Source organism: Streptococcus sp. Marseille-Q6488, assembly GCF_946902925.1.
Taxonomy (GTDB): Bacteria; Bacillota; Bacilli; order Lactobacillales; family Streptococcaceae; genus Streptococcus.
The window spans coordinates 225,859-248,844 of sequence record NZ_CAMPPZ010000008.1 but is presented as its reverse complement, the minus strand read 5'-3'; the positions used below and the strand labels follow the sequence as shown (position 1 = coordinate 248,844).

Annotated in this window: 18 protein-coding genes; 3 read left to right on the top strand and 15 right to left on the bottom strand. The window is 40.9% G+C overall.

Annotated elements, in window-relative coordinates:
- Positions 1-32: 32 nt before the first annotated feature.
- The 3 genes from rnhC to OVN23_RS04400 all read left to right on the top strand — a co-directional run bounded on the left by rnhC (position 33) and on the right by OVN23_RS04400 (position 4,178).
- Complete coding sequence (gene rnhC, locus OVN23_RS04410; protein ID WP_173233463.1) at positions 33-914, top strand: ribonuclease HIII; 882 nt, start codon at positions 33-35, stop codon at positions 912-914.
- Positions 915-917: 3 nt separating this feature from the next.
- Positions 918-1,532, top strand: coding sequence for a signal peptidase I (gene lepB, locus OVN23_RS04405; protein WP_001083986.1), 615 nt, complete (start codon positions 918-920; stop codon positions 1,530-1,532).
- A 279-nt stretch (positions 1,533-1,811) separates the two neighbouring features.
- On the top strand, positions 1,812-4,178 hold the full coding sequence (locus OVN23_RS04400) for an ATP-dependent RecD-like DNA helicase (protein WP_173253067.1): 2,367 nt from the start codon (positions 1,812-1,814) through the stop codon (positions 4,176-4,178).
- 47 nt (positions 4,179-4,225) lie between these two features.
- Here the strand turns inward: OVN23_RS04400 and tig are convergent, their stop codons facing one another.
- The 15 genes from tig to mapZ form a co-directional block, all read right to left on the bottom strand.
- Entirely contained in the window at positions 4,226-5,509 is a 1,284-nt protein-coding gene (gene tig / locus OVN23_RS04395) for a trigger factor (RefSeq protein ID WP_173253066.1), read from the bottom strand.
- 221 nt (positions 5,510-5,730) lie between these two features.
- The gene (locus tag OVN23_RS04390; protein ID WP_173253065.1) at positions 5,731-6,915 is read right to left on the bottom strand and encodes an N-acetylmuramoyl-L-alanine amidase family protein; all 1,185 of its coding nucleotides are present in this window, start codon (positions 6,913-6,915) and stop codon (positions 5,731-5,733) included.
- A gap of 94 nt (positions 6,916-7,009) precedes the next feature.
- A complete protein-coding gene (locus tag OVN23_RS04385) occupies positions 7,010-7,909 on the bottom strand; it encodes a C40 family peptidase (protein ID WP_173253064.1) in 900 nt (299 codons plus the stop codon).
- Between the two features lie 274 nt (positions 7,910-8,183).
- Positions 8,184-8,816: a response regulator gene (locus OVN23_RS04380; RefSeq protein ID WP_173214195.1), complete on the bottom strand. Its 633-nt coding sequence runs from the start codon at positions 8,814-8,816 to the stop codon at positions 8,184-8,186.
- 13 nt (positions 8,817-8,829) lie between these two features.
- Positions 8,830-9,825: a sensor histidine kinase gene (locus OVN23_RS04375; protein ID WP_173214193.1), complete on the bottom strand. Its 996-nt coding sequence runs from the start codon at positions 9,823-9,825 to the stop codon at positions 8,830-8,832.
- On the bottom strand, positions 9,822-10,520 hold the full coding sequence (gene liaF, locus OVN23_RS04370) for a cell wall-active antibiotics response protein LiaF (protein ID WP_173214190.1): 699 nt from the start codon (positions 10,518-10,520) through the stop codon (positions 9,822-9,824). Before liaF ends, OVN23_RS04375 begins: the two co-directional genes overlap by 4 nt.
- 76 nt (positions 10,521-10,596) lie before the next feature.
- Positions 10,597-11,607 carry a type 2 isopentenyl-diphosphate Delta-isomerase gene (gene fni, locus OVN23_RS04365; protein ID WP_173214188.1) on the bottom strand — a complete coding sequence of 337 codons (1,011 nt, stop codon included), beginning with the start codon at positions 11,605-11,607 and terminating at the stop codon, positions 10,597-10,599.
- Positions 11,591-12,598, bottom strand: a complete 1,008-nt coding sequence (locus tag OVN23_RS04360) for a phosphomevalonate kinase (RefSeq protein WP_173214186.1) — start codon at positions 12,596-12,598, stop codon at positions 11,591-11,593. Before OVN23_RS04360 ends, fni begins: the two co-directional genes overlap by 17 nt.
- Positions 12,585-13,538, bottom strand: coding sequence for a diphosphomevalonate decarboxylase (gene mvaD / locus OVN23_RS04355; protein WP_173214184.1), 954 nt, complete (start codon positions 13,536-13,538; stop codon positions 12,585-12,587). Before mvaD ends, OVN23_RS04360 begins: the two co-directional genes overlap by 14 nt.
- Positions 13,520-14,398 (bottom strand): mevalonate kinase, encoded by an 879-nt coding sequence (gene mvk / locus OVN23_RS04350; protein ID WP_267240666.1) that lies wholly within the window; start codon positions 14,396-14,398, stop codon positions 13,520-13,522. The genes mvaD and mvk overlap by 19 nt, the downstream gene beginning before the upstream one ends.
- A 175-nt stretch (positions 14,399-14,573) precedes the next feature.
- On the bottom strand, positions 14,574-17,957 hold the full coding sequence (locus OVN23_RS04345) for an SHIRT domain-containing protein (protein WP_173253057.1): 3,384 nt from the start codon (positions 17,955-17,957) through the stop codon (positions 14,574-14,576).
- A 369-nt stretch (positions 17,958-18,326) separates the two neighbouring features.
- Positions 18,327-19,292 (bottom strand): choline-binding protein CbpF, encoded by a 966-nt coding sequence (gene cbpF, locus OVN23_RS04340; protein WP_173253056.1) that lies wholly within the window; start codon positions 19,290-19,292, stop codon positions 18,327-18,329.
- A 99-nt stretch (positions 19,293-19,391) separates the two neighbouring features.
- Entirely contained in the window at positions 19,392-20,081 is a 690-nt protein-coding gene (locus OVN23_RS04335) for a DNA-binding response regulator (protein ID WP_173253055.1), read from the bottom strand.
- An 11-nt stretch (positions 20,082-20,092) separates the two neighbouring features.
- Positions 20,093-21,517, bottom strand: coding sequence for an NADP-dependent phosphogluconate dehydrogenase (gene gndA / locus OVN23_RS04330; RefSeq protein WP_000158778.1), 1,425 nt, complete (start codon positions 21,515-21,517; stop codon positions 20,093-20,095).
- A gap of 75 nt (positions 21,518-21,592) precedes the next feature.
- The gene (gene mapZ, locus OVN23_RS04325) at positions 21,593-22,981 is read right to left on the bottom strand and encodes a cell division site-positioning protein MapZ (RefSeq protein ID WP_267240665.1); all 1,389 of its coding nucleotides are present in this window, start codon (positions 22,979-22,981) and stop codon (positions 21,593-21,595) included.
- Between the last annotated feature and the right edge of the window lie 5 nt (positions 22,982-22,986).

The window sequence follows — 22,986 nt, the reverse complement described above, 5'->3', positions numbered from 1 at the left end:
AATTTGCCTGCTTTTATGGTACAATAGAAACTATGGCAAGTATAACACTCACACCAAGCGAAAAGGAGATTCAGGCTTTTCTTGAACACTATCAGACCAGTCTGGCTCCCAGCAAGAATCCCTATATTCGCTACTTTTTGCGACTACCTCAAGCAACGGTTTCTATCTATACTTCTGGAAAGATCTTACTTCAGGGTGAAGGGGCTGAGAAATATGCTCGTTTCTTTGGCTATCAGGTTTTAGAGGAAACCAGCGGACAAAATCTCCCTTTGATTGGGACAGATGAGGTGGGAAATGGTTCCTACTTTGGTGGACTTGCAGTTGTGGCTTCTTTTGTCACACCTGACCAGCATGACTTCTTGCGAAAACTCGGTGTGGGGGATTCCAAGACTCTGACCGACCAAAAGATTCGGCTTATTGCTCCTATTCTCAAGGAAAAAATCCAGCATCAGGCACTGCTTCTCTCACCAAGCAAGTACAACGAAGTCATCGGAGACCGCTACAATGCTGTTTCGGTTAAGGTTGCCCTCCATAATCAGGCTATCTATCTCCTCCTTCAAAAAGGCGTTCAGCCTGAGAAAATTGTGATTGATGCCTTTACCAGTGCTAAAAATTATGACAAGTACTTGGCACAAGAGGCCAATCGTTTCAGCAATCCTATCAACTTAGAAGAAAAGGCTGAGGGCAAATACTTGGCTGTCGCAGTTTCTTCTATCATTGCGCGTGATCTCTTTCTGGAAAATCTTGAAAATCTGGGACGAGAACTGAGTTATCAACTCCCAAGTGGGGCTGGAACGGCTTCTGACAAGGTGGCTAGCCAGATTTTACAAGCCTATGGTATGCAGGGACTTAACTTCTGCGCCAAACTGCACTTTAAAAATACTGAAAAAGCGAAAAAACGCTTAGAAAGGTAAATTATGAATTCATTTAAAAATTTCTTAAAAGAGTGGGGATTGTTCCTCCTGATTCTGTCATTATTAGCTTTAAGCCGTATCTTTTTTTGGAGTAATGTCCGCGTAGAAGGACACTCCATGGATCCTACCCTAGCGGATGGCGAAATTCTCTTTGTTGTCAAACACCTCCCTATTGACCGTTTTGATATCGTGGTAGCCCATGAGGAAGACGGTAATAAGGACATTGTCAAGCGCGTGATTGGAATGCCTGGCGATACCATCCGTTACGAAAATGATAAACTTTACATCAATGATAAAGAAACGGACGAACCTTACCTAGCTGACTACATCAAACGTTTCAAGGATGACAAACTCCAAAGCACTTACTCAGGCAAGGGATTTGAAGGAAATAAAGGAACTTTCTTTAGAAGTATCGCTCAAAAAGCCCAAGCCTTCACAGTTGATGTCAACTATAATACTAACTTCAGCTTTACTGTCCCAGAAGGAGAATACCTTCTCCTCGGAGACGACCGCTTGGTTTCGAGCGATAGCCGTCACGTAGGTACCTTTAAAGCAAAAGATATCACAGGGGAAGCTAAATTCCGCTTCTGGCCAATCACCCGTATCGGAACATTTTAAGAGACCTAAGAGGCCGAGAATCACCAATCTCAGCCTCTTCTTCTATCGTGAGAATATGATTATTCACTATCCAGTTTGATTAAGATAGAAACAAAGTTATACTCAATGAAAATCAAAGAGCAAACTAGGAAGCTAGCCGCAGGTTGCTCAAAGCACTGCTTTGAGGTTGTAGATAGAACTGACGAAGTCAGTAACATATATACGGCAAGGCGAAGCTGACGTGATTTGAAGAGATTTTCGAAGAGTATTAACTCTCACCTATTCATGCAAAGGAATTTTATGGAAGTTTATTTTTCAGGAACCATTGAACGGATTATTTTTGAGAATCCCAGCAATTTTTATCGCATCCTCCTCCTAGAAATCGAAGATACGGACGCAGAAGATTTTGATGATTTTGAAATTATTGTCACCGGCACCATGGCTGACGTGATTGAGGGAGAAGACTATACTTTTTGGGGGCAAATTGTCCAGCACTCCAAGTATGGGGAACAACTGCAAATCAGCCGATATGAACGCGCAAAACCAACTAGCAAGGGCTTGGTCAAGTACTTTTCAAGTAGCCATTTCAAGGGAATTGGTCTCAAGACAGCTCAGAAAATTGTGGATACCTATGGCGACAATACCATTGACGAAATTTTGCAACACCCAGAAAAGCTAGAAAGTATCTCAGGACTCTCTGCCAAAAATCGCGAGGCTTTCGTCTCCACTCTTCGTCTCAACTACGGAACGGAGATGGTTTTGGCTAAACTAGCCAACTACGGCATTCCCAACAAACTAGCCTTTCAGATTCAAGACTTTTACAAGGAAGAAACCCTTGATGTGGTTGAAAATTATCCCTACCAACTGGTTGAAGATATCAAGGGTTTGGGCTTTACTATTGCTGACCAATTAGCGGAAGAACTAGGCATCGAAAGTCAAGCCCCTGAGCGCTTCCGTGCCGGTCTGGTTCATAGTCTTTTTCAGGCCTGTATGGAAACAGGGGACACCTATGTTGAAGCACGGGATTTGCTGGAACAAACTCTTACTCTCCTTGAGTCTTCCCGCCCCGTGGAACTGGATCCCAGCCAAGTGGCCCAAGAGCTCTCCTACCTGATTGAAGAAGACAAGGTCCAGCAGATTGATACCAAGATTTTTGACAACAGCCTCTTTTTCGCGGAGGAAGGCATCCGCAGTCACTTGGTTCGTATCCTTGAAAAAGGAAAACAGAAGAGCCAGGATTTAGAAACCATTCAAAAACATATCACTACTGTCGAGGAAGAGCTGGGAATTGAGTATGATAGCATTCAAAAACAGGCTATTTGTGATGCTATCCAGAATAAGGTCTTTATCCTGACTGGTGGACCTGGTACTGGTAAGACAACTGTTATCAATGGGATTATCGCTGTTTATGCCCTTTTAGAAGGACTTGACCTCAGGAAGAAAAGCAACCTGCCGATTCTTCTTGCTGCTCCAACTGGACGAGGCGCTCGCCGCATGAATGAATTGACAGGCTTGCCTAGCGCGACCATACACCGCCATTTAGGAATGACAGGTGACGATGATACCAGTCATCTGGAAGATTATCTGGATGCCGACTTTATCATCGTGGATGAATTTTCCATGGTGGATACTTGGCTGGCCAATCAACTCTTCTCAAACATCTCTTCTAACAGTAAAATCCTCATCGTGGGTGACAGCGACCAGTTGCCTTCTGTCAGCCCTGGACAAGTTCTAGCTGACCTCCTTCATATTCCTTTGATTCCTCAGACTCGTTTGGAAAAAATTTACCGGCAAAGCGAAGAATCAACCATCGTCACCCTAGCTAGTCAAATTCGACAAGGCATCTTGCCAGCCGATTTCACCCAGAAAAAAGCTGACCGTTCCTACTTTGAAATTGCTAGTGGCCATATTCCTGCTACGATTGAGAAAATCTTAGGCGCTGCCCTCAGAAGTGGCATTCCTGCCCGTGATATCCAAGTTCTGGCTCCCATGTACCGAGGGACAGCAGGGATTGATGCCATCAACCAGCTCATGCAAGACCTGCTCAATCCACCACAAAAAGACCAACTCAGTTTTGAAGCTCCCCAGTGTCACTATCGTAAGGGCGACAAGGTCATTCACTTGGTCAATGATGCTGAAATCAATGTCTTTAATGGAGATTTGGGAGCTATCACAGACCTGATTCCGGGGAAATACACCGAGTCGAAACAAGACGAGATTGTCATTGATTTTGATGGCAACGAGGTCTCTTACCCACGTAATGAATGGTACAAGATTCGCCTGGCCTATGCTATGAGTATCCATAAATCACAGGGAAGTGAGTTCCCTGTTGTCATCCTACCGATTACTAGTGCTAGTAGGCGTATGCTGGAGCGCAATCTCATCTATACAGCCATTACACGTGCCAAAAGCAAGCTTATCTTACTAGGTGAATTACAGGCCTTTGACTATGCTACCCAGCACATCGGAACTGCCCGAAAAACCTATCTGATTGAACGCTTCAGTGATCTACTGGAGAATGTTGAAGAAAAGCAACAAGCTATCTCTGAAACTGCCACATCAAGTGCATCTGAACAATCCTACATCCTAACCGAAGAAAACTGGGATAGCATCCCAGCCATGATTGGGATTACAGACGCAGAGCTCAAAGAGATTTTTGGAAAATAGTGCATAAGAAATCCCACCTAATCAGGTGGGATTTTTGTTTATTAAGATTATTTAACTGTTGCTGTGCTTGTGATCAATTCAACAGCTTTTTTGATTGTGATATCATGTTTCAACATATCGGCTGAAAGCAAGCTTTGTACTTGTGCAACTTCCATGTTGTAGTCTGCAGCCAATTGCTCGATTTCTTTTTGGATTTCTTCTTCTGAAGCGTCAAATCCTTCAGCTTTCGCAACTGCTTCGATAACAAGGTTAGTCTTAGTACGTGACTCAGCTTCTACTTGGTATTGATTGTGAAGGTCTTCTTGAGTAGTTCCAGTGATTTGGAAGTACATGTCAGGGTTGATACCTTGACGTTGCAAGTTTCCAAGGAATTCGTTTACTGAACGGTGAACTTCTTCGTGAATCATTTCTTCTGGAAGTTCTACGATTTCAGCGTTTTCTACAGCTTTATCAATTGCTGCACCTTCTACTGCATCTTTGTAAGCTTCTGCTTTAGCTTCAGCCAATTCCTTGCGGTATTTTTCTTTCAATTCAGCAAGTGTTTCAACTTCTTCATCGATGTCTTTTGCAAGCTCATCGTCAAGAGCTGGAACTTCTTTAGCTTTTACTTCGTGGATAGTTGTTACGAATTTAGCTTCTTTACCTGCAAGGTCTTCTGCTTGGTAGTCTTCTGGGAATGTTACAACTACATCAACAGTTTCACCAGCTGAGTGACCTACCAATTGATCTTCGAAACCAGGGATGAATTGACCTGAACCAAGTCCAAGTGAGAAGTTTTCACCTTTTCCGCCATCAAATTCAACACCGTCGATAGAACCAACGAAGTCGATAACAACAGTGTCGCCATTTTCAGCAGCAGCTTCCTTGATAACCAATTCAGCCAAGTTGTTGCGTTCACGTTCGATACGCTCTTCAACGTCAGCGTCAGTTACTTCTTTTTCTACATCAACTGATACTTCAAGGTTTTTGTAGTCACCCAATTTTACTTCAGGTTTTGTAACAACTTCAGCAGTGATAACCCAGTCTTGACCTTTTTCCATTGAAGTTACGTCAATTTTTGGTTGAGCAACCACTTCAAGACCAGCTTCTTTTACGGCTGCTTCATAAGCGTTTGGCAAAAGAGCGTTCATAACGTCTTGGTAAAGTGACTCTTCACCAAATTTTTTGTCGAAGATAGGGCGTGGAAGGTGACCTTTACGGAAACCTGGAACATTAAGAGATTTCTTCACTGAGTTGAAGACACGATCCAATTCTGGTTTGATTTGGTCTTGAGAGATAGTGAAAGTCAAGACACCACGGTTTGTTTCTTTGTTTTCAAATGATACAGACATTCTGTCATTTCTCCTTAAAATTTTTTAAATACAGTCTATTATAACATAAACGAGCGAATTTTTTCAAGTAATGACTGCGCTTTTCAATCATGCTGGAAGTATGGTTTCTTCTTGTTTTTCTTTAGGTTTCGAATATAATCTTATAAAAGATGTTTAGTGATGGCTGATTACAGTAAAAAACGAATCGCCCACACATCCCTCATTAGGCGATTCGTTTTGTATTATTTAACCACAAGAACCTTGTAATATTCATACTTATTTGGCTGTGTAATCTTAATTTTTTGACCATAGAAACCATCGATTTCTTTATCAAAATAATCTGAAAATCCTGATGGCAAGCGTTTCATCTTAAGAACCTCACCAGATTGGTCTGCATATACAAGGAAATGATAGTGGGTTGTAGACATACCGTCATCAATCAATACAAAGTAACCTGTTTTAAGCTTACCTTGTCCATTATCTAAATGGTATAGTTTATTGTTATTGATTGTGAAGTTAGTAGATGGAAGTCTAAGTCGTACACCTGGGTCTTCTAGATAAAGATCATTGCCAACTTTTTTGATTTCTGATCTAGTTGTCATCTCTGGAAGTGGTAATACTCTACGACCATCTGCTCCAAAGTAATATCGACCTGGTAGATTTTGGAAATTACGAATAACAGCTTTAGGATCAATTTCTTGTCCTTCTTCTTTATTATCTACTAAAGCTAAGATTGTATTTGAAACTTCATCCCCATATTTGTCGGAAAACTTCTTGATTTCAGGCTTGATATACCAAGTGTTTTTAGCCACGATAACATCAGTAAAGTTATTTCCGTCAAATTTTGATGTAATCAGATACTCATATCCATCACCTAAACGGACAATATCATCATCTTTATAAGGGCTATTTTGTAAAGTGAACATATGGCCATCCTTGCTGAGAATATAGCCTGTGCCATCACTAGAATTTACAACTCTATCAGAGGCCATTGCACCTGATTGTTCGAAATAATACCAATTATTATCTATGCACTCCCAACCTGTCTGCATAGAACCACTAAAACGAAGATAGTACCAAGTAGACCCTTCTTTGTACCATCCAGTGCGCATGGCGCCACTATCTGCTAGGGAGTACCATGTGCTACCTTCTTTGTACCATCCAGTACGCATAGCCCCGCTATCTGCTAGTGAGTACCATGTATTACCTTCTTTGTACCAGCCTGTCTGCATGTTACCAGAACCGTCGAAATGATACCAAGAGCCAGCATTTTGCACCCACTTATTTTTAGCTAGGCTGCCATCTTGAGAAAGATTCCAATCAGCGCCATTTTTAACCCAAGTATCTGCAGCCTGTGCTTGGTTGATTGACAAAAGCAGACCAGCACCTGCAAGCAAACCAAGTGTGAGTAATTTAGATTTTTTCATAGCCATTTCCTCCTTTATTGAATAGCTATAGGAGGACTTACCCTCTTTATTTAGCTATATTCTAATACTGTTCATTATGAAAGATTAGACAATATTACCAATATCTACGGATTGTATTTTGATCCATTCCGTATTGATTCATATAAGAAACTTTCTGACCTTCAATTGGGGCATGAACAACTTTTCCACCTCCAACGTAGATACCTACATGTTGATTTGAACCTCGGTCGGTATTGTACAATATTAAATCTCCAGGAAGTTGTGAGCCACTATATATAAATTTCCCTCCTTCAGCTTGTTCTCCAGTTGTTCTACCAATATAAATATCGAACTTAGCATGAATAGCCATCGTAAATCCTGAGCAATCTACACCCTTATCCAAGTCTGCCCCACCCCAAACATATGGGATTTTACCTACAAAGGTTTCTGCACACTCAGCGATTGCCTGCCCCTGATTTTCTACGCAAACACCGTTAGGTCTGAAGAAATAAGGTTTCCCATTAACTCTATTGTAATCAGTTAGTATGGAACCATCATTTGAAAGATAGTACCAATTACCATCTGGGTTAATCCACTCATTTGATTTCATCCAACCTTGATCATCAAAATAATACCATTTCTTATCTAAGTATTCCCAATGTTTAGCATACCCACCTGAAGTATATTTGAACCACCAGCGACCATCTGTTAGCATCCAAGTTCCTTTATCATCTCGGTTTTGATTAAATGCTATTTTTTCTTGATTACTTTCTTCTTGAGTTAATTCTCTAGGAGAAAATCCTACCAACTTAACTTGTTCTGCATCTTCAACCTTAATTTTACCTTCTTTAACAAGTTGATCAATTGCTTCTTTCTCGCTTGTATACTGTGAAGTTGTTTGTGATGTAGTCACTTTAGTGGTAGACGTTGTAGTTTCTGCACTAACTACATAAGTAGTTGATAACAAAGCTCCTGAAGTAAGTAATAAAGCTGCATAAGTAATATATTTTTTCATGACAAAAATCCTTTCTTCAAAATTCCTTAACGCTCTAGTGACCTTATTTTGATAATTTACGGAGACATGATTTTAACCTCCTTTTGGATTTTTTATACTTTATAATATATATGTTAATCTAAATATTTCTAACTCTATTCTACTCCTCTATAAAATGAATGTCAACAAATAACATAAAAATATTGTGAAAAAATTATTTTATCACGCTAGAGGTGCTTACTCGTTTCTTTGGTACTAAATCAAGTCATTTCTCCAACATTATTTTATATAACTACTAAAACTCTTCATGCCCTACCAAATGATGCTGAAAGGCATAGACCGCTGCCTGGGTACGATCGCTGACTTCAAGTTTGGCTAGGATATTGGACACATGGGTCTTGACCGTCTTGAGAGAGATAAAAAGTTCATCAGCGATGCGCTGATTTTCGTAGCCCTTGGCGATGAGTTGGAGAACATCTCGCTCACGCGCAGTCAGGTCCTCATGTAGTTCTATGTGATTGCGGTGGTATTCGACCTTCTTGCTGACCTCTTGCTCAATGGCCAACTCGCCAGCAGCCACCTTACGGACGGCATGGAGTAGTTCGTCTGCACTAGAAGTCTTAAGCATATAGCCTCTAGCACCAGCATTCAAGACCGGCATGATTTTTTCATTGTCCAAGTAAGAAGTCACAATTAAAATCTTGGCTTCAGGCCATTCTTTGAGGATAGCCAAGGTCGCATCAATCCCATTCATCTCAGGCATGACAATATCCATGACAATGACATCTGGACGCAATTCCAAGGACAAGTCAATCCCCTGAGATCCGTTGGACGCCTCGCCCACAACTTCTACATCGTCTTGGAGGTCAAAGTAGCTTTTCAAGCCCAATCGGACCATTTCATGGTCATCTACCAGTAAAATTTTCATCTTTACTCCTTTATCATTCCTTATCGAGCAGGGGAATACGGATATCAACTGCCAGCCCTTGCTTGGGAGCTGTTAATAACTGAACCGTCCCTGCCATATCTTCAACCCGCTCCTTAATATTGCGAAGTCCATAACTCAAATCATCTAAACTACCCAACTGGAAACCAATCCCATTATCCACCACTTTCAGCTGCAATTCAAAATCTGTCTGATAGAGATAGACATCCAGACAAGATGCCTGGGCATGGCGGAGAGTATTGCTGATCAATTCTTGCAGGATACGGAAGATATGCTCCTCGATTTTCTTAGGCAATTTCGTCACATTTTGCTTAAAACTAACCTTGAGATCACTCTTGTCCTCAAGCTCTTTTAAGAGGATTTGGATTCCCTCAACCAGACTCTTTTGCTCCAGCTCAACTGGTCGCAAATGTAAGAGCAAGACTCTCAAGTCCTTCTGGGCAGTTTCTAAAATAGCTGTGACACTCTGCAACTGGATCTTCATCTTTTCTCTATCCAATTTCAAAGACTGCTGACTGATACCTGACAAAATCATGTGGGCCGCAAACAACTCCTGGCTGACTGTATCATGCAAATCCCGAGCAATCCGCTTTCGTTCTTTCTCGATGATTTCCTCTTCCTGAGCAAGACTCTGATTTTCAGCCTTTTGAAGAGCTTCTGTTAAAAGGTTAAGTTTACCTGACAAGGACTTGAAACTGGCATCCAAATCTGGATCTGCAACTTGAACCACTTCTTGCCCTGCCAATAAACACTTGAGATTAGCCTGCATCTTTCTTAGAGAAAGCTCTTGAACACCTCTCCAAAACAGGGCTAAGAGACAGGTCATGGACATGCTGAATACTAACAACAAAAAGACAAATTTTTCTGTTTTTTCGACATCGTGCAGAAAGATAGACCAGTCAAAGTCAAGGATGTCCAGCAAGCTGTGGGAGAAAAATAAGACAAACAAGATGGAGGTGAGAGCAATGATTACATAGGCTTGTTTTTTCATCCTCTAACCACCTCAATATCTCCAATCATAGTGGTCAAGAAAATCTTGACCCTCTTATTACTCTTGAGATAGTCTTTTGTTTCTTGATGATAGTGTTCATTGCGGAGGGCTCGCTTGGGCTGATTGAAAAAAGTCAAATCCCCATATAGACAATTAACGCTGAGACTGACTTCCACATCCACAGGTACAATGATTTTGATCGTTCCTACCATCTTTCTGAGAATAATGACGTTGTCATGATTGGTTAGAATCACCCTCTCCAGATGAATGGTGTCCTTGCCCATGAAACGAAAGAGATTGATATCATCAAACTGGCAAGTCTGGTAGCTTGAAAAATGATGGAGATTTCCAAACCAACGATTTTTCTCCTTCTTAACCGTCACAACCTCTTCAAAAACCAAATTGGTCTGCTCTTTTTCCTGGTTCATCATCGGATAAAGAAGAAAGAGACTGTATATAACCGCAACAAAAATAGCTAGAATCACAAAGGGATTGAGCATGACGATGAAAAAGAAGAGAATGCTTGCCACCACTAAAAAAAGATTATTGCCCTCTTTACCAGTGTAATAGCGAATCAAAAGCAAAAAGAGGAATAGAATCAGCAGAAAACGCGAAAAATGCTCTGATACCATCAAAATCAGAGCTCCTGTCAACAGACAGGTTTCAATAAATAAAAAGATTTTAAATTTTCTCATTGGTTCATCCTCTCCCTTCTATTTTATCACAATTCAAAAAAGTCACCTCGGTCTGAAGATGGAAAAAAGGCGGTGGTTACGCCTTTTTCATCTGATCCTTTGCTTCTTTTAATTTTCCATAAAGAAGATAGTCTACTTTTTGTAGATCTGCTATGGTGGCACAATTAAGGGCACACATAATCAAGCGTAGATCTGCTTTCCATCCTTGAACAATGTCGATTACTTCTTCAACTGTATAGGTTTCAACCAATTCCAGAACGGTTCGTGACAATCCCACAGCCTTAGCCCCAAAGACCAGGCACTTAATCATATCCAGCGGATTCCGAACGCCTCCACTGACCAAGAGTTCAACCTTGTCTTTCCAGTCTTGGGCATTGAGAAGGGCTTGCATAGTAGACTGGCCCCATTGATTGAGGTAGTTACGTTGGCCACTGCGGCGGTTTTCAATATAGGCAAAACTGGTGCCACCACGACCTGACAGGTCAAAGGTTCGAACGCCCAATTCATAGGCTCTCTCGATGGTTTTGGCATCCATTCCAAAACCCACTTCCTTGAGGACAATCGGAACAGGGATTTGCTGGCTATAGTCTGCCAGATGCGATTGCCAGCTTCTGAACTTCCTTTCTCCCTCGGGCATGAGTAATTCCTGCATGACATTGACATGCACTTGTAGGAGAAGAGGATGCATTTCTTCTACAGTCTGAAGGCCTAAATCAACAGGCTTGTCCAATCCAATATTAGTTCCAAGAAGGAGATTTGGATGACTAGACTTGACAGAAAAAGAGGCATCTGTTGGATTTTTAAGGGCTGCGCTATAAGAACCCGTTACAAATAAAATACCACAGGCTTCTGCCACTTGAGCCAGCTTTTGATTGATTTTTCTTCCCTTATCGCTTCCACCCGTCATAGCATTGATATAGAAAGGAAAGTCCCACTTTCGACCAGCAAACTCTGTCGACAGATCGATTTCATCCAGATCGTAAAGAGGCAGGGAAGAATGAATCAACTCCACCTCATCAAAGCTATTATAGGAACTTTTCTGCTCAAGGGCATAGCGGATGTGCTCGTCCTTACGATTTGTCGTCATGTCCTATCCTTTCTTGGTATAAGAGCTCAATCCCCAGATCGGCCCAACGGTTTTTTAGGGTTTCAGTTGATTGCTCATCAAAACTCAAGGCAATACCACAATCACCACCACCAGCACCACTACTCTTAGCAACAACCTGCAAATCTTGACTGGCTTCTTTCAACTGTCTAAGCGAAGGCGTGTAAATATCTGCGCTCAAGCTTTCTAAGAGCTTACTGGCTACTTCTACTTGCTCGATAATTTTTTCTGCTTTCCTCTGCTCCAAGGCTTCTACCAAAGTAGCCACCGTTTCTTTTGAGGAGCTTAAAAAATTCTGATTGATATTTTGCTTGATTTGCTGGACCATGTGACTCGATACAGCCACTTCCTTGGTCCATCCCACTAGGAAATCACATTCTAAAGTTGGTTTCACTTGTGAAATTGAAAAGCCCCAATCACGCTCTAAAACTGTCGCCAAGTTTTCTTCTTTTAGCCAAGCAGCCACCTTCTGGCGATCAAATGACTGGTAAAGAACCAAATCCTCAGCCACAATACAGGCAAGGTCTCCCATAGAACCATTGTCTCCTCGCTTGAGCAAGATAGCACTGGCCAGCTTGAACAAGAGTTCCTGATCAACCGAAAGCTTATACAGAGCTAGCAGAGCCTTGATGACCAAGACAACGACGCTACCGCTAGAACCTAGACCAAACTTTTTCCCTTCCCGTTCCATTTTTCCTCGAATTTCCAAAGAAAAAGGTCGCAAGGTTTGACCTCGATAAGTCAGGAAATCTTCCACTAAAGCAATCGTTTCTTGAATCAAGCTATAGTCAGGATTTGGTGTCAAATCTACTGTGAAATCAAACAGATCTGAGTAGATACGGTAGTTTTTAGAAAAAGCAATCTCGGCCCTCATATAGATGGGGATAGCCTTTATCAAGGCTAACTGCCCTGGTTCTAAAATAGCATATTCGCCAGCCCAATAGAGCTTTCCGCAAGTTTTAACAGCAATCATCTTGGCTCAAATCCTTTGTTTTTGACACAATCAAGCGATAACGTTGACCAAAGATTTCTGACAAATGCTCCAAGTCTTTCTCCTGACAGAGGACCTTAACATTGGGACCAGCATCCATGGTAAAGTAGCAGGATTCTCCTTGCTCGCGAAGCTGACGAACAAAGTCCATGGCTTCATAAGAGGCATCCGTCAGATAAGAAAAGGCTGGTGACGCAGTTTTGGTCGTAGCGTGCATAGCAAGGGCATTTTTCTCCGTTAACTCCCCAACCTTGGCAAAGTCATTTTCCTTAAGGTAAACCAGCATATCCTGATAATCCTTCTCAGACTGACGCACCCAGTCATCAAAGGTCGTCGAGGTTTCCACACAAAGTTTCATCCCATCACGACTAGAGATTGGTTTTTTCTTGTCTTCTAGCACCAACATAATCATAGCTAGTTTCAGGTCTGTCTCTACAGGATAAATTTCCCCACTATCCTTATCCCAAGCACCTAGAGGTCCGTAAAAACTACGAGAGGAAGATCCAGAAGCAAACTTAGCTTCCTGTGCCAACTGGCTCCGATTCAAACCAAGCTTGAAATAAGCATTGCAAGCCTTGACCAAAGCAGACAAACCACTAGAACTTGAGGACAGACCCGCTGCCGTAGGCATATTGTTTTGAGTATCGATACGGACAAATCCTTCTCCAACTGGACGGTAGCGGTCAATAATCTTACTCATCTTGGCATGCTCCGACTCATTTTGTAGCTGACCATTGATATAAAAGGCATCAGCTATCGCATCCATCGGTAGAGATGACAAAGTCGTCTCCGTGTACATATTTTCCAAAGTCAGAGAAATACTGCTAGTAGCAGGCACCATCTCTTTTTCTTTTTTCTTTCCCCAATATTTGATAATAGCAATATTTGCGTAGGAACGTACTGTTACAGGCTCTCTATCCATGTCTGAACAGCTCCTTTCTCTTCTAATCTTTCTGCTAGTTCTTGAGCTTGTGTCAAATTGTCTGCCAAGGCTATGATACAGCCTCCAAGACCACCACCACTCATCTTGGCCCCCAGAGCACCATGCCTAAGAGCCGTTTCAACGAGGTAATCTGCCTCAGAGCTACTGACACCAATTTCTTTTAAATGTAAATGTGCTTGACTGAGGATTTGCCCTAGTCCTTCAGCATCTTTTTGTGAAATCGCTTTTTCTGCTTGCTGGGTTAATTCTCCCAAGGCATGCAAAAACGGTAGGGCATCCTTGCCCTTACTTTGAACCACTTGGATGGCTTCACGAGTGTGACCATAAACGCCCGTATCTGCAATGACCAAATAGGCGGATAGATCCATCTCAAGCTCTGTAAATCCAACGTTTTTAATAAAGCGAATAGGTTGGTCACTGAGACAGGTCTTGGCATCCAAACCACTCGGATTCATATGGGCAATCATCTCAGCCCGATTGACCAAGATTTCTAGTACATCATGAGGTAGTTCTGCCTTATAGTAGTCAAATACCGCACGAATGGCCGCTATGCTGATAGCTGCTGACGAACCCATTCCCCGTTTTTCAGGGATAGCCGAGTCAATCTCACAGCGAATGCAGGCTTCTTTGATATCCAAATACTCGAGCGAGGCATAAACCGCCATAGACAAGGTATCCTCCTCATAGAGGCGCCAAGGACTCGCTGCAGGAACCACCTTACAAGTCACCTCCACCTCTAAAAGAGGCAGGGAAATGGCAGGATAGCCATAAACGACCGCATGCTCCCCTATTAAAATAATCTTACTATGTGCCTGACCGACACCAACTTTTTTTGTCATATTTTCCTTTTACTAGACGAAAAAGCCGTCTCATTTTTTCATACAAGTATTGCTTCTCTCCTATCTATTTTATTATATTTTCACAAAAAAAGCGATTGTTTCCATTCACAATCGCTTTTCCCATTATAAGGATATATTTACATCATTTTATTATTTAAACGATTTTTATCATATCCTATTCTTCTCGTTTTTTAGAAAATACCGTCAAAGCACCTAGGAGAGATAAGCCACCTAGAGCTACCAACCATTCATCTTGTTGACTACCTGTCTGAGGTAGTTCATCCCGCTTGTGCACTTCAGTACTTCCTTGATCCCAATTCTCTGAAGGAGTTGGGCTTGGTTTTGGTTCCGGTTTAGGCTCTGGCTTAGGCTCCGGTTTTGGTTCTGGCTTAGGCTCTGGTTTTGGTTCAGGTTTTGGCTCCGGCTTCGGTTCTGGCTTAGACTCCGGCTTAGGCTCTGGTTTTGGCTCCGATTTTGGTTCTGGCTTAGGCTCTGGTTTCGGTTCTGGCTTAGGAGTCGGTGCGTTAGCCACGAATACCCATGTTCCTACAAACTCTACATCTGCTTTATTTACTACTTTATTTTCAGCATCGTAACTCTTGAATACCCATTTACCATCGTTTTCTGCATCTACGTACTCTTTAGTTGTCGGTTGTGTTGGTGTTACATTTGCTTTATCTGCATAACGATTTTGGTCTGTTGGTTTATAGCCTTCGATTGCTGCTGGCAATGTCTTACCCGGGGTTCCACTTTCAAATTTGTAGGTTACACCGTATTTATTAGCTTCGAATACCCATGTTCCTACAAACTCTACATCTGCTTTATTTACCTGTTTATTTTCAGCATCGTAGCTCTTGAATACCCATTTCCCATCATTTTCTGTATCAACATACTCTGTTTTTGTTGGTTGAATTGTTGTTACATTTGATTTATCTACATAACGGTTTTGGTCTGTTGGTTTATAGCCTTCTATTGCTTCTGGCAATGTCTTACCTGGTGTTCCACTTTGGAATTTGTAGGTTACACCGTATTTATTAGCCTCGAATACCCATGTTCCTATAAACTCTACATCTGCTTTATTTACCTGTTTATTTTCAGCATCGTATTTTTTAAATACCCATTTACCATCATTTTCTGTATCAACGTACTCTTTAGTTGTTGGCTGAATTGTTGTTACATTTGATTTATCTACATAACGGTTTTGGTCTGTTGGTTTATAGCCTTCTATTGCTTCTGGCAATGTCTTACCTGGTGTCCCACTTTCAAATTTGTAGGTTACACTGTATTTATTAGCTTCGAATACCCATTTTCCTATAAACTCTACATCTGCCTTATTTACTGCTTTATTTTCAGCATCGTAGCTTTTGAATACCCATTTTCCATCATTTTCTGTATCAACATACTCTGTTTTTGTTGGTTGAATTGTTGTTACATTTGATTTATCTACATAACGGTTTTGGTCTGTTGGTTTATAGCCTTCTATTGCTGCTGGCAATGTCTTACCTGGTGTCCCACTTTGGAATTTGTAGGTTACACCATACTTATTAGCTTCGAATACCCATGTTCCAATGAACTCCACATCTGCTTTGTTTACTTGTTTTTTAGCTTCATCATAATCTTTGAAGACCCATTTCCCATCGTTTTCTGCATCTATATACTCTGTAGTTGTCGGTTGTGTTGGTGTTACATTCGCTTCATTTTCGTAAGTAGCTGTATCTTTTGGCTTATAGTTTTCGATTACTGCTGGTAATACTTTTCCCTCTGTTCCACTTTGGAATCGGTAGGATACATTATAAAATGTAACATAACCTAGTTCTAAAACGTTAGCTTCTACTTTGTCAATAGGTAAATTTGTAGCTGAATTAAACCAACCGATTTTACCTGCATTTGGGTGAACATTACCCTCAACAGAACCTGTTACTTTTAAAACTGTTGTACCATTTGTATCTGCTAACTCTTTGGCTTTTTCTTGATTAATACGAACAACCATCTGATTGATTTCTTCATCACTCTTATTAGGGAATAAAGCTTTAAGTTCTGTTGATGTAAGAGAGCGAAGTGTCATATTGCGCATAATTGTTTCAGCAACAGACTTCCCTTCATCCGGTTTTACTACACTCTCAGCTATACGCTCATTACGTTCACCTTCCGGTCTATTACTATCATTTCCGTTTAAAGATCTAAGAATCATTCTAAATGTTATATTATGGTTACCTTTAGTTTCAACACCAAATGTGACTCTAGGGTCCGTATTACTAACGATTGAATTAAAGCTATCTTTTGCATTTCCTAACGCTGTTCCATCTTTTGAATACACATTTAAGATTTCCTTCGTTCCATCTTCCTTAATTCCAAGAGCATATAAAGGTCTCCATGAATAACCATTAAACTCTGCATATAATTTTTCCGGAACAACTAAATCTTTGTCTAAATTCACATTTAAGTCTACATAGGTGTAAGTTTTTCTCCTTTCGCCCAATTCAAATTGATTCCCTTTATATGAATTAGATAAAACAGGACCAACATATCCTATATGAGGATTTCTATACACAGTCATCGCTGTAGTTTTATCCATTTCAAACTCAGCTTTTAAAACCACTTCATTCACTTTTGTAGTATCATTATTGTCCGGTTTATACTCATCGATGATACGACGTGTATTTTTTTCTTTATCTTCTGTGTCTTTGTTTAACTTAGTATTGGGTAATACATCATCCGATTTTACATTTGTATCAATATTAACCTTATTATCGTTAATTTTAAATTTATTCATTCCACCTATAATCGCAAATCCCATAGAAAATTTATCTGTAGGGAAAGGCTCATCTTGATCATTTAAACTGGCATAAACACCATACAGCTTGGAATCAGCTTTCAATCCATCTGGAAAGGCAGTGGCTAAAGTGTCTTCTGGGGAGAACAGTCTTGCTCCTTCTGCAATTTTTCCATCTACAGGCGGCTTGTCAGACCAACCAAGAAAAGTTTTTGCAGCAGCACGGAAAAGACCGGTATTTGGTAAGGGACTCCCTAATTTATCTGTAGCATTCTTATATGTATTTTCAGTATCTTTTTTTTCGTGTGATTCACTTGTCCATTGACCGATAAGACTTACTTTACCATCATAATTTGCTGGTTCTGTTGCTCTTTCAAGCCCTCTAGGTTTCTCATTATTATTTCTTGCTTCAACATTATCTTCTGGCTTAATAGGCCCATTTTCTGTTAATGCAGCTCTATTATTTCCATTACTCTCAGTTGATGCAGCTGTATTTGTATCTGTATTTGTATTTTCTATTTCTGTGTCACCAGTATTAGCACCAGAAGTGCCTAGTGTGCTTGTTGTACTTGCTGAACTTGCTGAACCTGGTGTACTTGGTGGGGCTGGTGTGCCTGATACTGGTTCACCTGCTCCTGGTCCATCCGCTTGCACAGTCGCCACACCAGTTGCAAAAAATAATACCGAAGCTACTGCTACACTAGCTACTCCCAAATGATGCTTTCTAATAGAATAGCGTAAAACTTTTTTCCCGTTTTCTTCACATTTTCTTGACTTAAAGTTCATTTTCAACCTCATTTCTTTTTTACAAATGGGTACTTATACCCCCTCCCTTAAATATTTAAGTATTTAAAGAAGGTTCGATTTTTAAGCCTAAAATTGTAATTGTTGTGATGCTTTCAAAAAAACACTTGATATTACACTAACATTATATACCTTTTTCTAAAACATGTCATGTAAAACTGGGCAAAACTCAATTTTGTTAAAAATAAGTAAATCTTTCCACAATAAACCGCATATTATCAAGGTTTTGCCAATTTTTTGACGCCTGATAATATGCGGTTTTCTGATTTTAAAAACTTTTTATCCAGTATCACTTCGTGAAGCTGCACTCTTACTTAAAATTTATCTCAAATTACAAAATACTATCATTATTTATTGAACCCATTCGCCATTATAATTGACAGAATAGCCATCTACAGTCGTATTTACTGCCAAAGTACCTGAGCTATAGGCGTAATACCATTTACTACCGATCTGGAACCAGCCTGTCGCCATAGCTCCTGATGAACGGAGATAGTACCACTTGTTGCCAAGGTTTTGCCAACCCGTTTTCATATCACCATTTGACTGGTCTAAGTAGTACCAAGTTGAACCTTCCTGATACCAACCAGTTGCCATGGCCCCCGATGAACGAAGGTAGTACCACTTATTACCTAGATATTGCCAACCTGTTCGCATAATGCCAGTTTCTGGGTCTAGGTAATACCATGGAGCAGCTTTTAATTTATCTTCATCATATGTAAGAGGAAAATCCTTAGCCCAACCACGTGCTAGCTCCCCAACAGTCAATCTGTTGATGCGAGAATCAAAGCCACCATCCTTCAGTAAATAATACCAGTGCCCCTCATCATAAACCCAACCAGTTTTTAAGGTGTGATAACTACGTTGATCTTCAAAATAATAGACTCGTTTCTCTGCTGGACTATTATATTGTTCCCCATGATGCTTGTTGACATTTGTAGCTGTTTTTGCTTCTAAAACTTGCTTACCAACAAATTCTTGTAGTACCCCATCTTGACCAAAGTAAAACCAATCTGGTCTAAAAGCAATATCTTGCCTTATAGAAGAACCAATCGTAACCCCTTCGTGTGGAGCAGGTATATATTGCCAGCCGACAACCATCTCTCCAGATAAAGGATCAAAATAATAGTACTTACCATCAATCACTCGCCAGTCCGTTTCTTTGAGGTTCCCCTTCTTGTAGTAGGTTCTACCATTTTCTTGGACAAATTGCCAACCTTCTGAATCAGCATCATCCGCCAATACTGTACTTGTCGCTAGCAGACTGAAGAAAAAGATTGCTAATGCGATTGACATCAATTTTTTTATTATTTTCATTAGACCTATCCTCCATAACTGATTGTAGCAAAGACCCGACTGCATGTCAATATATAGAAAACCTCCAAAAAAAGCAGTTACACAACTGCAACTGCTTTTCTATTCTTGCATGGTGTAACCAACACCACGCACGGTTTTAATGTAGCTTTTTTGACCTTTTACATCAAGCTTGCTACGTAGATAACGGATATAGACATCCACGATATTGGTCTCTGTCGCACTTTCGTACTTCCAAACACTTTCCAATAACTGCTCACGAGTCAAGACTTTCTTGCTTCCCATAAGAGTAGCCAAGAGGTCATACTCACGACGCGTCAGAGCAATCATCTCCTCGCCACGATAAACGGTATGATGTTCTACATCCATACGCAGATTGCGGTAAGACGTTGGAACCTTCATCTGACTACAGTGTTGATCGATAAAGTCCCGACCTCGGAAAATCGCTGAAATACGAGCTACCAAATTGTCAATAATAACTGGTTTATAGATGTAAGAAACGGCAAAGCGTTGGATTGTCTCAAGCTGGTCTTGCAATTCTTCACGATGGTCCAAGACCATGATGACTGAAGCTGGCTTAGTCCGACTCAGCTTGTCTGCAAAATCCTGGGCTGTCATATCCCCCAGATGAGCATTCAATAAAATCAAGTCATAGTCTGTCTGAAGAGCCACGGAGAGGGCTTTTTGCCCCTCCTCAACCTGATCAACTCGGTATTGCTCTTTTTGGAGTTCCAAACTTAAAAAGTGAGCTAGATTTCGTTCTTTCTCAAGTAATAAAATCCGTTTCCCCATGGCAGACCTACTTATTTTTCGTCATACCAAGAGTAGTGGAAGGTTCCTTCTTTGTCTTTACGTTGGTAAGTGTGGGCACCAAAGTAGTCACGTTGCGCTTGGATCAAGTTAGCTGGAAGGTCAGCTGAACGGTAGCTATCAAAGTAAGTAATAGCTGCTGAGAAAGTTGGCACTGGCACACCAGCTTGAACAGCAAGAGCTACGATATCACGCACTGCTTGTTGGTACTTAGCAGTAACATCCAAGAAGTACTCATCCAAAAGAAGGTTGGCAAGGTCTGCATCACGATTGTAAGCATCTGTAATCTTTTGCAAGAAACGAGAACGGATGATACAGCCATCACGCCAGATAGATGCGATGTCTGCAAATGGCAAGTTCCAGTTGTTTTCTTTAGAAGCTACACGCAATTGCGCAAAACCTTGTGCATATGAAATGATTTTTGAGAAGTAAAGAGCTTGACGAATCTTTTCAATCAACTCAGCCTTGTCTCCTTCAAATTTGAAGGCAGCTGGTTTTGGAAGCACCTTGCTAGCATGTACACGTTCTTCTTTGTAAGTTGAAATGTAGCGTGCAAACACTGACTCAGTAATCAGTGACAATGGCACACCAAGGTCAAGTGATGATTGGCTAGTCCATTTACCAGTTCCCTTGTTACCTGCAGCATCAAGGATGTAGTCTACGATTGGTCCATCTTGACCTTCATCGTCTTTACGGCTCAAGATATCAGCTGTGATTTCGATCAAGTAGCTGTCCAATTCACCCTTGTTCCACTCAGTAAAGATTTCAGCCATGTCTTCTGCAGAAAGGCCTAGCAAGTGTTGCATCAAGTCATAGCTTTCTGCGATCAATTGCATGTCACCGTACTCGATACCGTTGTGAACCATTTTCACATAGTGACCAGCTCCATCAGGACCGATATAAGTCACACATGGTTTGCCATCTTCTGGTGCTTTAGCTGAGATTTCTTCAAGAACATCAGCAACCAATTCGTAGGCCTCTTTTTGTCCACCAGGCATGATAGAAGGACCTTCAAGGGCACCTTTTTCACCACCAGAAACTCCAGTACCGATAAAGTTGATACCTGAGTTTGCCAATTCTTCATTACGACGGATGGTATCTTTGTAGAAAGTATTTCCACCGTCAATCAAGATATCACCCTTGTCAAGGTGCGGAAGAAGGGCTTGAATTGTAGCATCTGTACCAGGTCCAGCTTGAACCATGAGCATGATACGACGAGGTTTTTCGATTGAGTTTACAAAGCTTTCAACGTCATAGCTTGGTACAAAGTTCTTTTCAGGATGGCAAGCAATTACATCTTCCGTTTTTTCTTTACTACGGTTGTAGATAGCAACTGTGTAACCACGAGATTCAATATTAAGGGCAAGGTTACGACCCATTACGGCCATACCAACAACACCAAAGTTAGCTTTTGTCATTTGACACTCCTCTTGTTTAATTTGTTTTATTTTATCATTTTTACTTTTGAAAAGAAAGAATTTTGTAACGACTGCTTAGTAGTCCAAGTCATCCGCATGTCCAGAACCATTTCCAACAAAGTAACCTGTCTTACAGTTAAGGGTAAAGAGATAGGTTCCGTCTGGCTTGTAGAGGTTGTAATAACCATTGCCATTAACGATATTGACACGTTCAAGGATGTATTGGTCTCCAGTGATATAGCCACGTGAACGTGAAGTCGCTAGAATTTGTTCCAAGACACCATCAGCAAAATCCCAGGCAGAGTTGTTACTATCATCAATAGCAGACTGATTATAGGCAACACGACTGGCACTTCTTTGAACAGCAACCCCTGCACTCGAGAGACCCATATTGACTTCACTGCGACTACTTCTAGTCTCATTTGAACTACTTGGTTTTGTCTCACTAGTCGTATTTGAACTTGCTTGACTAGAACTGCTAGTTTGACTTGAACTTGAGCTAGAAGTACTTGTTTGCTGGCTCTTACCAAGGCTGATAGCCTTATCTAGCACTTTATCAAGCTCCGTATTTCCAGTTTTAATATCTGTAAATTTAGCATCCGATTTGGCTTTGGCATTGGTATCCAACACACCATCCACAATAGCTGGTTTTTCAAATTGTGCATTGACATCTTGAATGGCCTTGATTTGCGTTGCTAGACTATCATATTTAGATTTGGCAAGCGTATGCTCACGACTACCTTCCAGCTTATCAAGTAAGGTCTTGAGTTGACTTAGTTTATCAAACTGACTATTTTTCAAAGCCGTTTTATTACTATCTGTGTAGAAGGCGTCATAAAGTGTATTAAAATCATCCACATCTGATTGATTGGCTGTAGTTGATTGAGAAGTTTCAATTTCCTTGGTCGAGCGATTCACTTGACGATAGACATAATAAGCACTGACACAGATAATCACTGATACAAGCGCCAAAGCGGTCAAAACAAAGCCTTTTTTACTTTTCTTTTCTGAGTCCTCTTGATCCAGACGAGAAAGGTTTTGCTCCTCTTCCACTTCTTCAGTCATTTCTGTTGGAGTTTCATCCTCTAGCAATAGAGGATCCAAGCCTTGCTCCTCATCGTCCAGAGGCAAGGGTGGTAAGATGTCTTCAGAAGATGGAACTTCCTCCGAAGAAGCTTCTGACTCCTCTACAGCCTCACGCATCTCTTGAATTAAATCATCCAGACTATGAGTTTCAACTAACTCCTCTTTTTTGTATTGGCGAGTCGCAAACTTATCTGCTTCGATTTCATCTTTGTGTTGTTTAACATACTTGTCCAAAATGGAATCCTCAGGCAAGACTCCTGCTTCCACTTCTTCATTTTTACGAATAGCTTGACCAACTGTTAGCTCTTTTGCCTCATCAAAATCAAATTGCGGTTCTTGACCTTCTTTTTTATGACGATTTCGTCTTTTTTTACTCATGAGTA

Excerpts from the sequence above, each read along its gene's own strand:
- OVN23_RS04360 (WP_173214186.1), bottom strand. The coding sequence starts at position 12,598 with ATGATTGCTGTTAAAACTTGCGGAAAGCTCTATTGGGCTGGCGAATAT.
- cbpF (WP_173253056.1), bottom strand. The coding sequence starts at position 19,292 with ATGAAAATAATAAAAAAATTGATGTCAATCGCATTAGCAATCTTTTTC.
- OVN23_RS04385 (WP_173253064.1), bottom strand. The coding sequence starts at position 7,909 with ATGAAAAAATATATTACTTATGCAGCTTTATTACTTACTTCAGGAGCT.
- rnhC (WP_173233463.1), top strand. The coding sequence starts at position 33 with ATGGCAAGTATAACACTCACACCAAGCGAAAAGGAGATTCAGGCTTTT.
- OVN23_RS04380 (WP_173214195.1), bottom strand. The coding sequence starts at position 8,816 with ATGAAAATTTTACTGGTAGATGACCATGAAATGGTCCGATTGGGCTTG.
- OVN23_RS04335 (WP_173253055.1), bottom strand. The coding sequence starts at position 20,081 with ATGGGGAAACGGATTTTATTACTTGAGAAAGAACGAAATCTAGCTCAC.
- OVN23_RS04390 (WP_173253065.1), bottom strand. The coding sequence starts at position 6,915 with ATGAAAAAATCTAAATTACTCACACTTGGTTTGCTTGCAGGTGCTGGT.
- mvk (WP_267240666.1), bottom strand. The coding sequence starts at position 14,398 with ATGACAAAAAAAGTTGGTGTCGGTCAGGCACATAGTAAGATTATTTTA.
- tig (WP_173253066.1), bottom strand. The coding sequence starts at position 5,509 with ATGTCTGTATCATTTGAAAACAAAGAAACAAACCGTGGTGTCTTGACT.
- lepB (WP_001083986.1), top strand. The coding sequence starts at position 918 with ATGAATTCATTTAAAAATTTCTTAAAAGAGTGGGGATTGTTCCTCCTG.
- liaF (WP_173214190.1), bottom strand. The coding sequence starts at position 10,520 with ATGAGAAAATTTAAAATCTTTTTATTTATTGAAACCTGTCTGTTGACA.
- gndA (WP_000158778.1), bottom strand. The coding sequence starts at position 21,517 with ATGACAAAAGCTAACTTTGGTGTTGTTGGTATGGCCGTAATGGGTCGT.
- mapZ (WP_267240665.1), bottom strand. The coding sequence starts at position 22,981 with ATGAGTAAAAAAAGACGAAATCGTCATAAAAAAGAAGGTCAAGAACCG.
- OVN23_RS04400 (WP_173253067.1), top strand. The coding sequence starts at position 1,812 with ATGGAAGTTTATTTTTCAGGAACCATTGAACGGATTATTTTTGAGAAT.
- OVN23_RS04375 (WP_173214193.1), bottom strand. The coding sequence starts at position 9,825 with ATGAAAAAACAAGCCTATGTAATCATTGCTCTCACCTCCATCTTGTTT.
- fni (WP_173214188.1), bottom strand. The coding sequence starts at position 11,607 with ATGACGACAAATCGTAAGGACGAGCACATCCGCTATGCCCTTGAGCAG.
- OVN23_RS04345 (WP_173253057.1), bottom strand. The coding sequence starts at position 17,957 with ATGAACTTTAAGTCAAGAAAATGTGAAGAAAACGGGAAAAAAGTTTTA.
- mvaD (WP_173214184.1), bottom strand. The coding sequence starts at position 13,538 with ATGGATAGAGAGCCTGTAACAGTACGTTCCTACGCAAATATTGCTATT.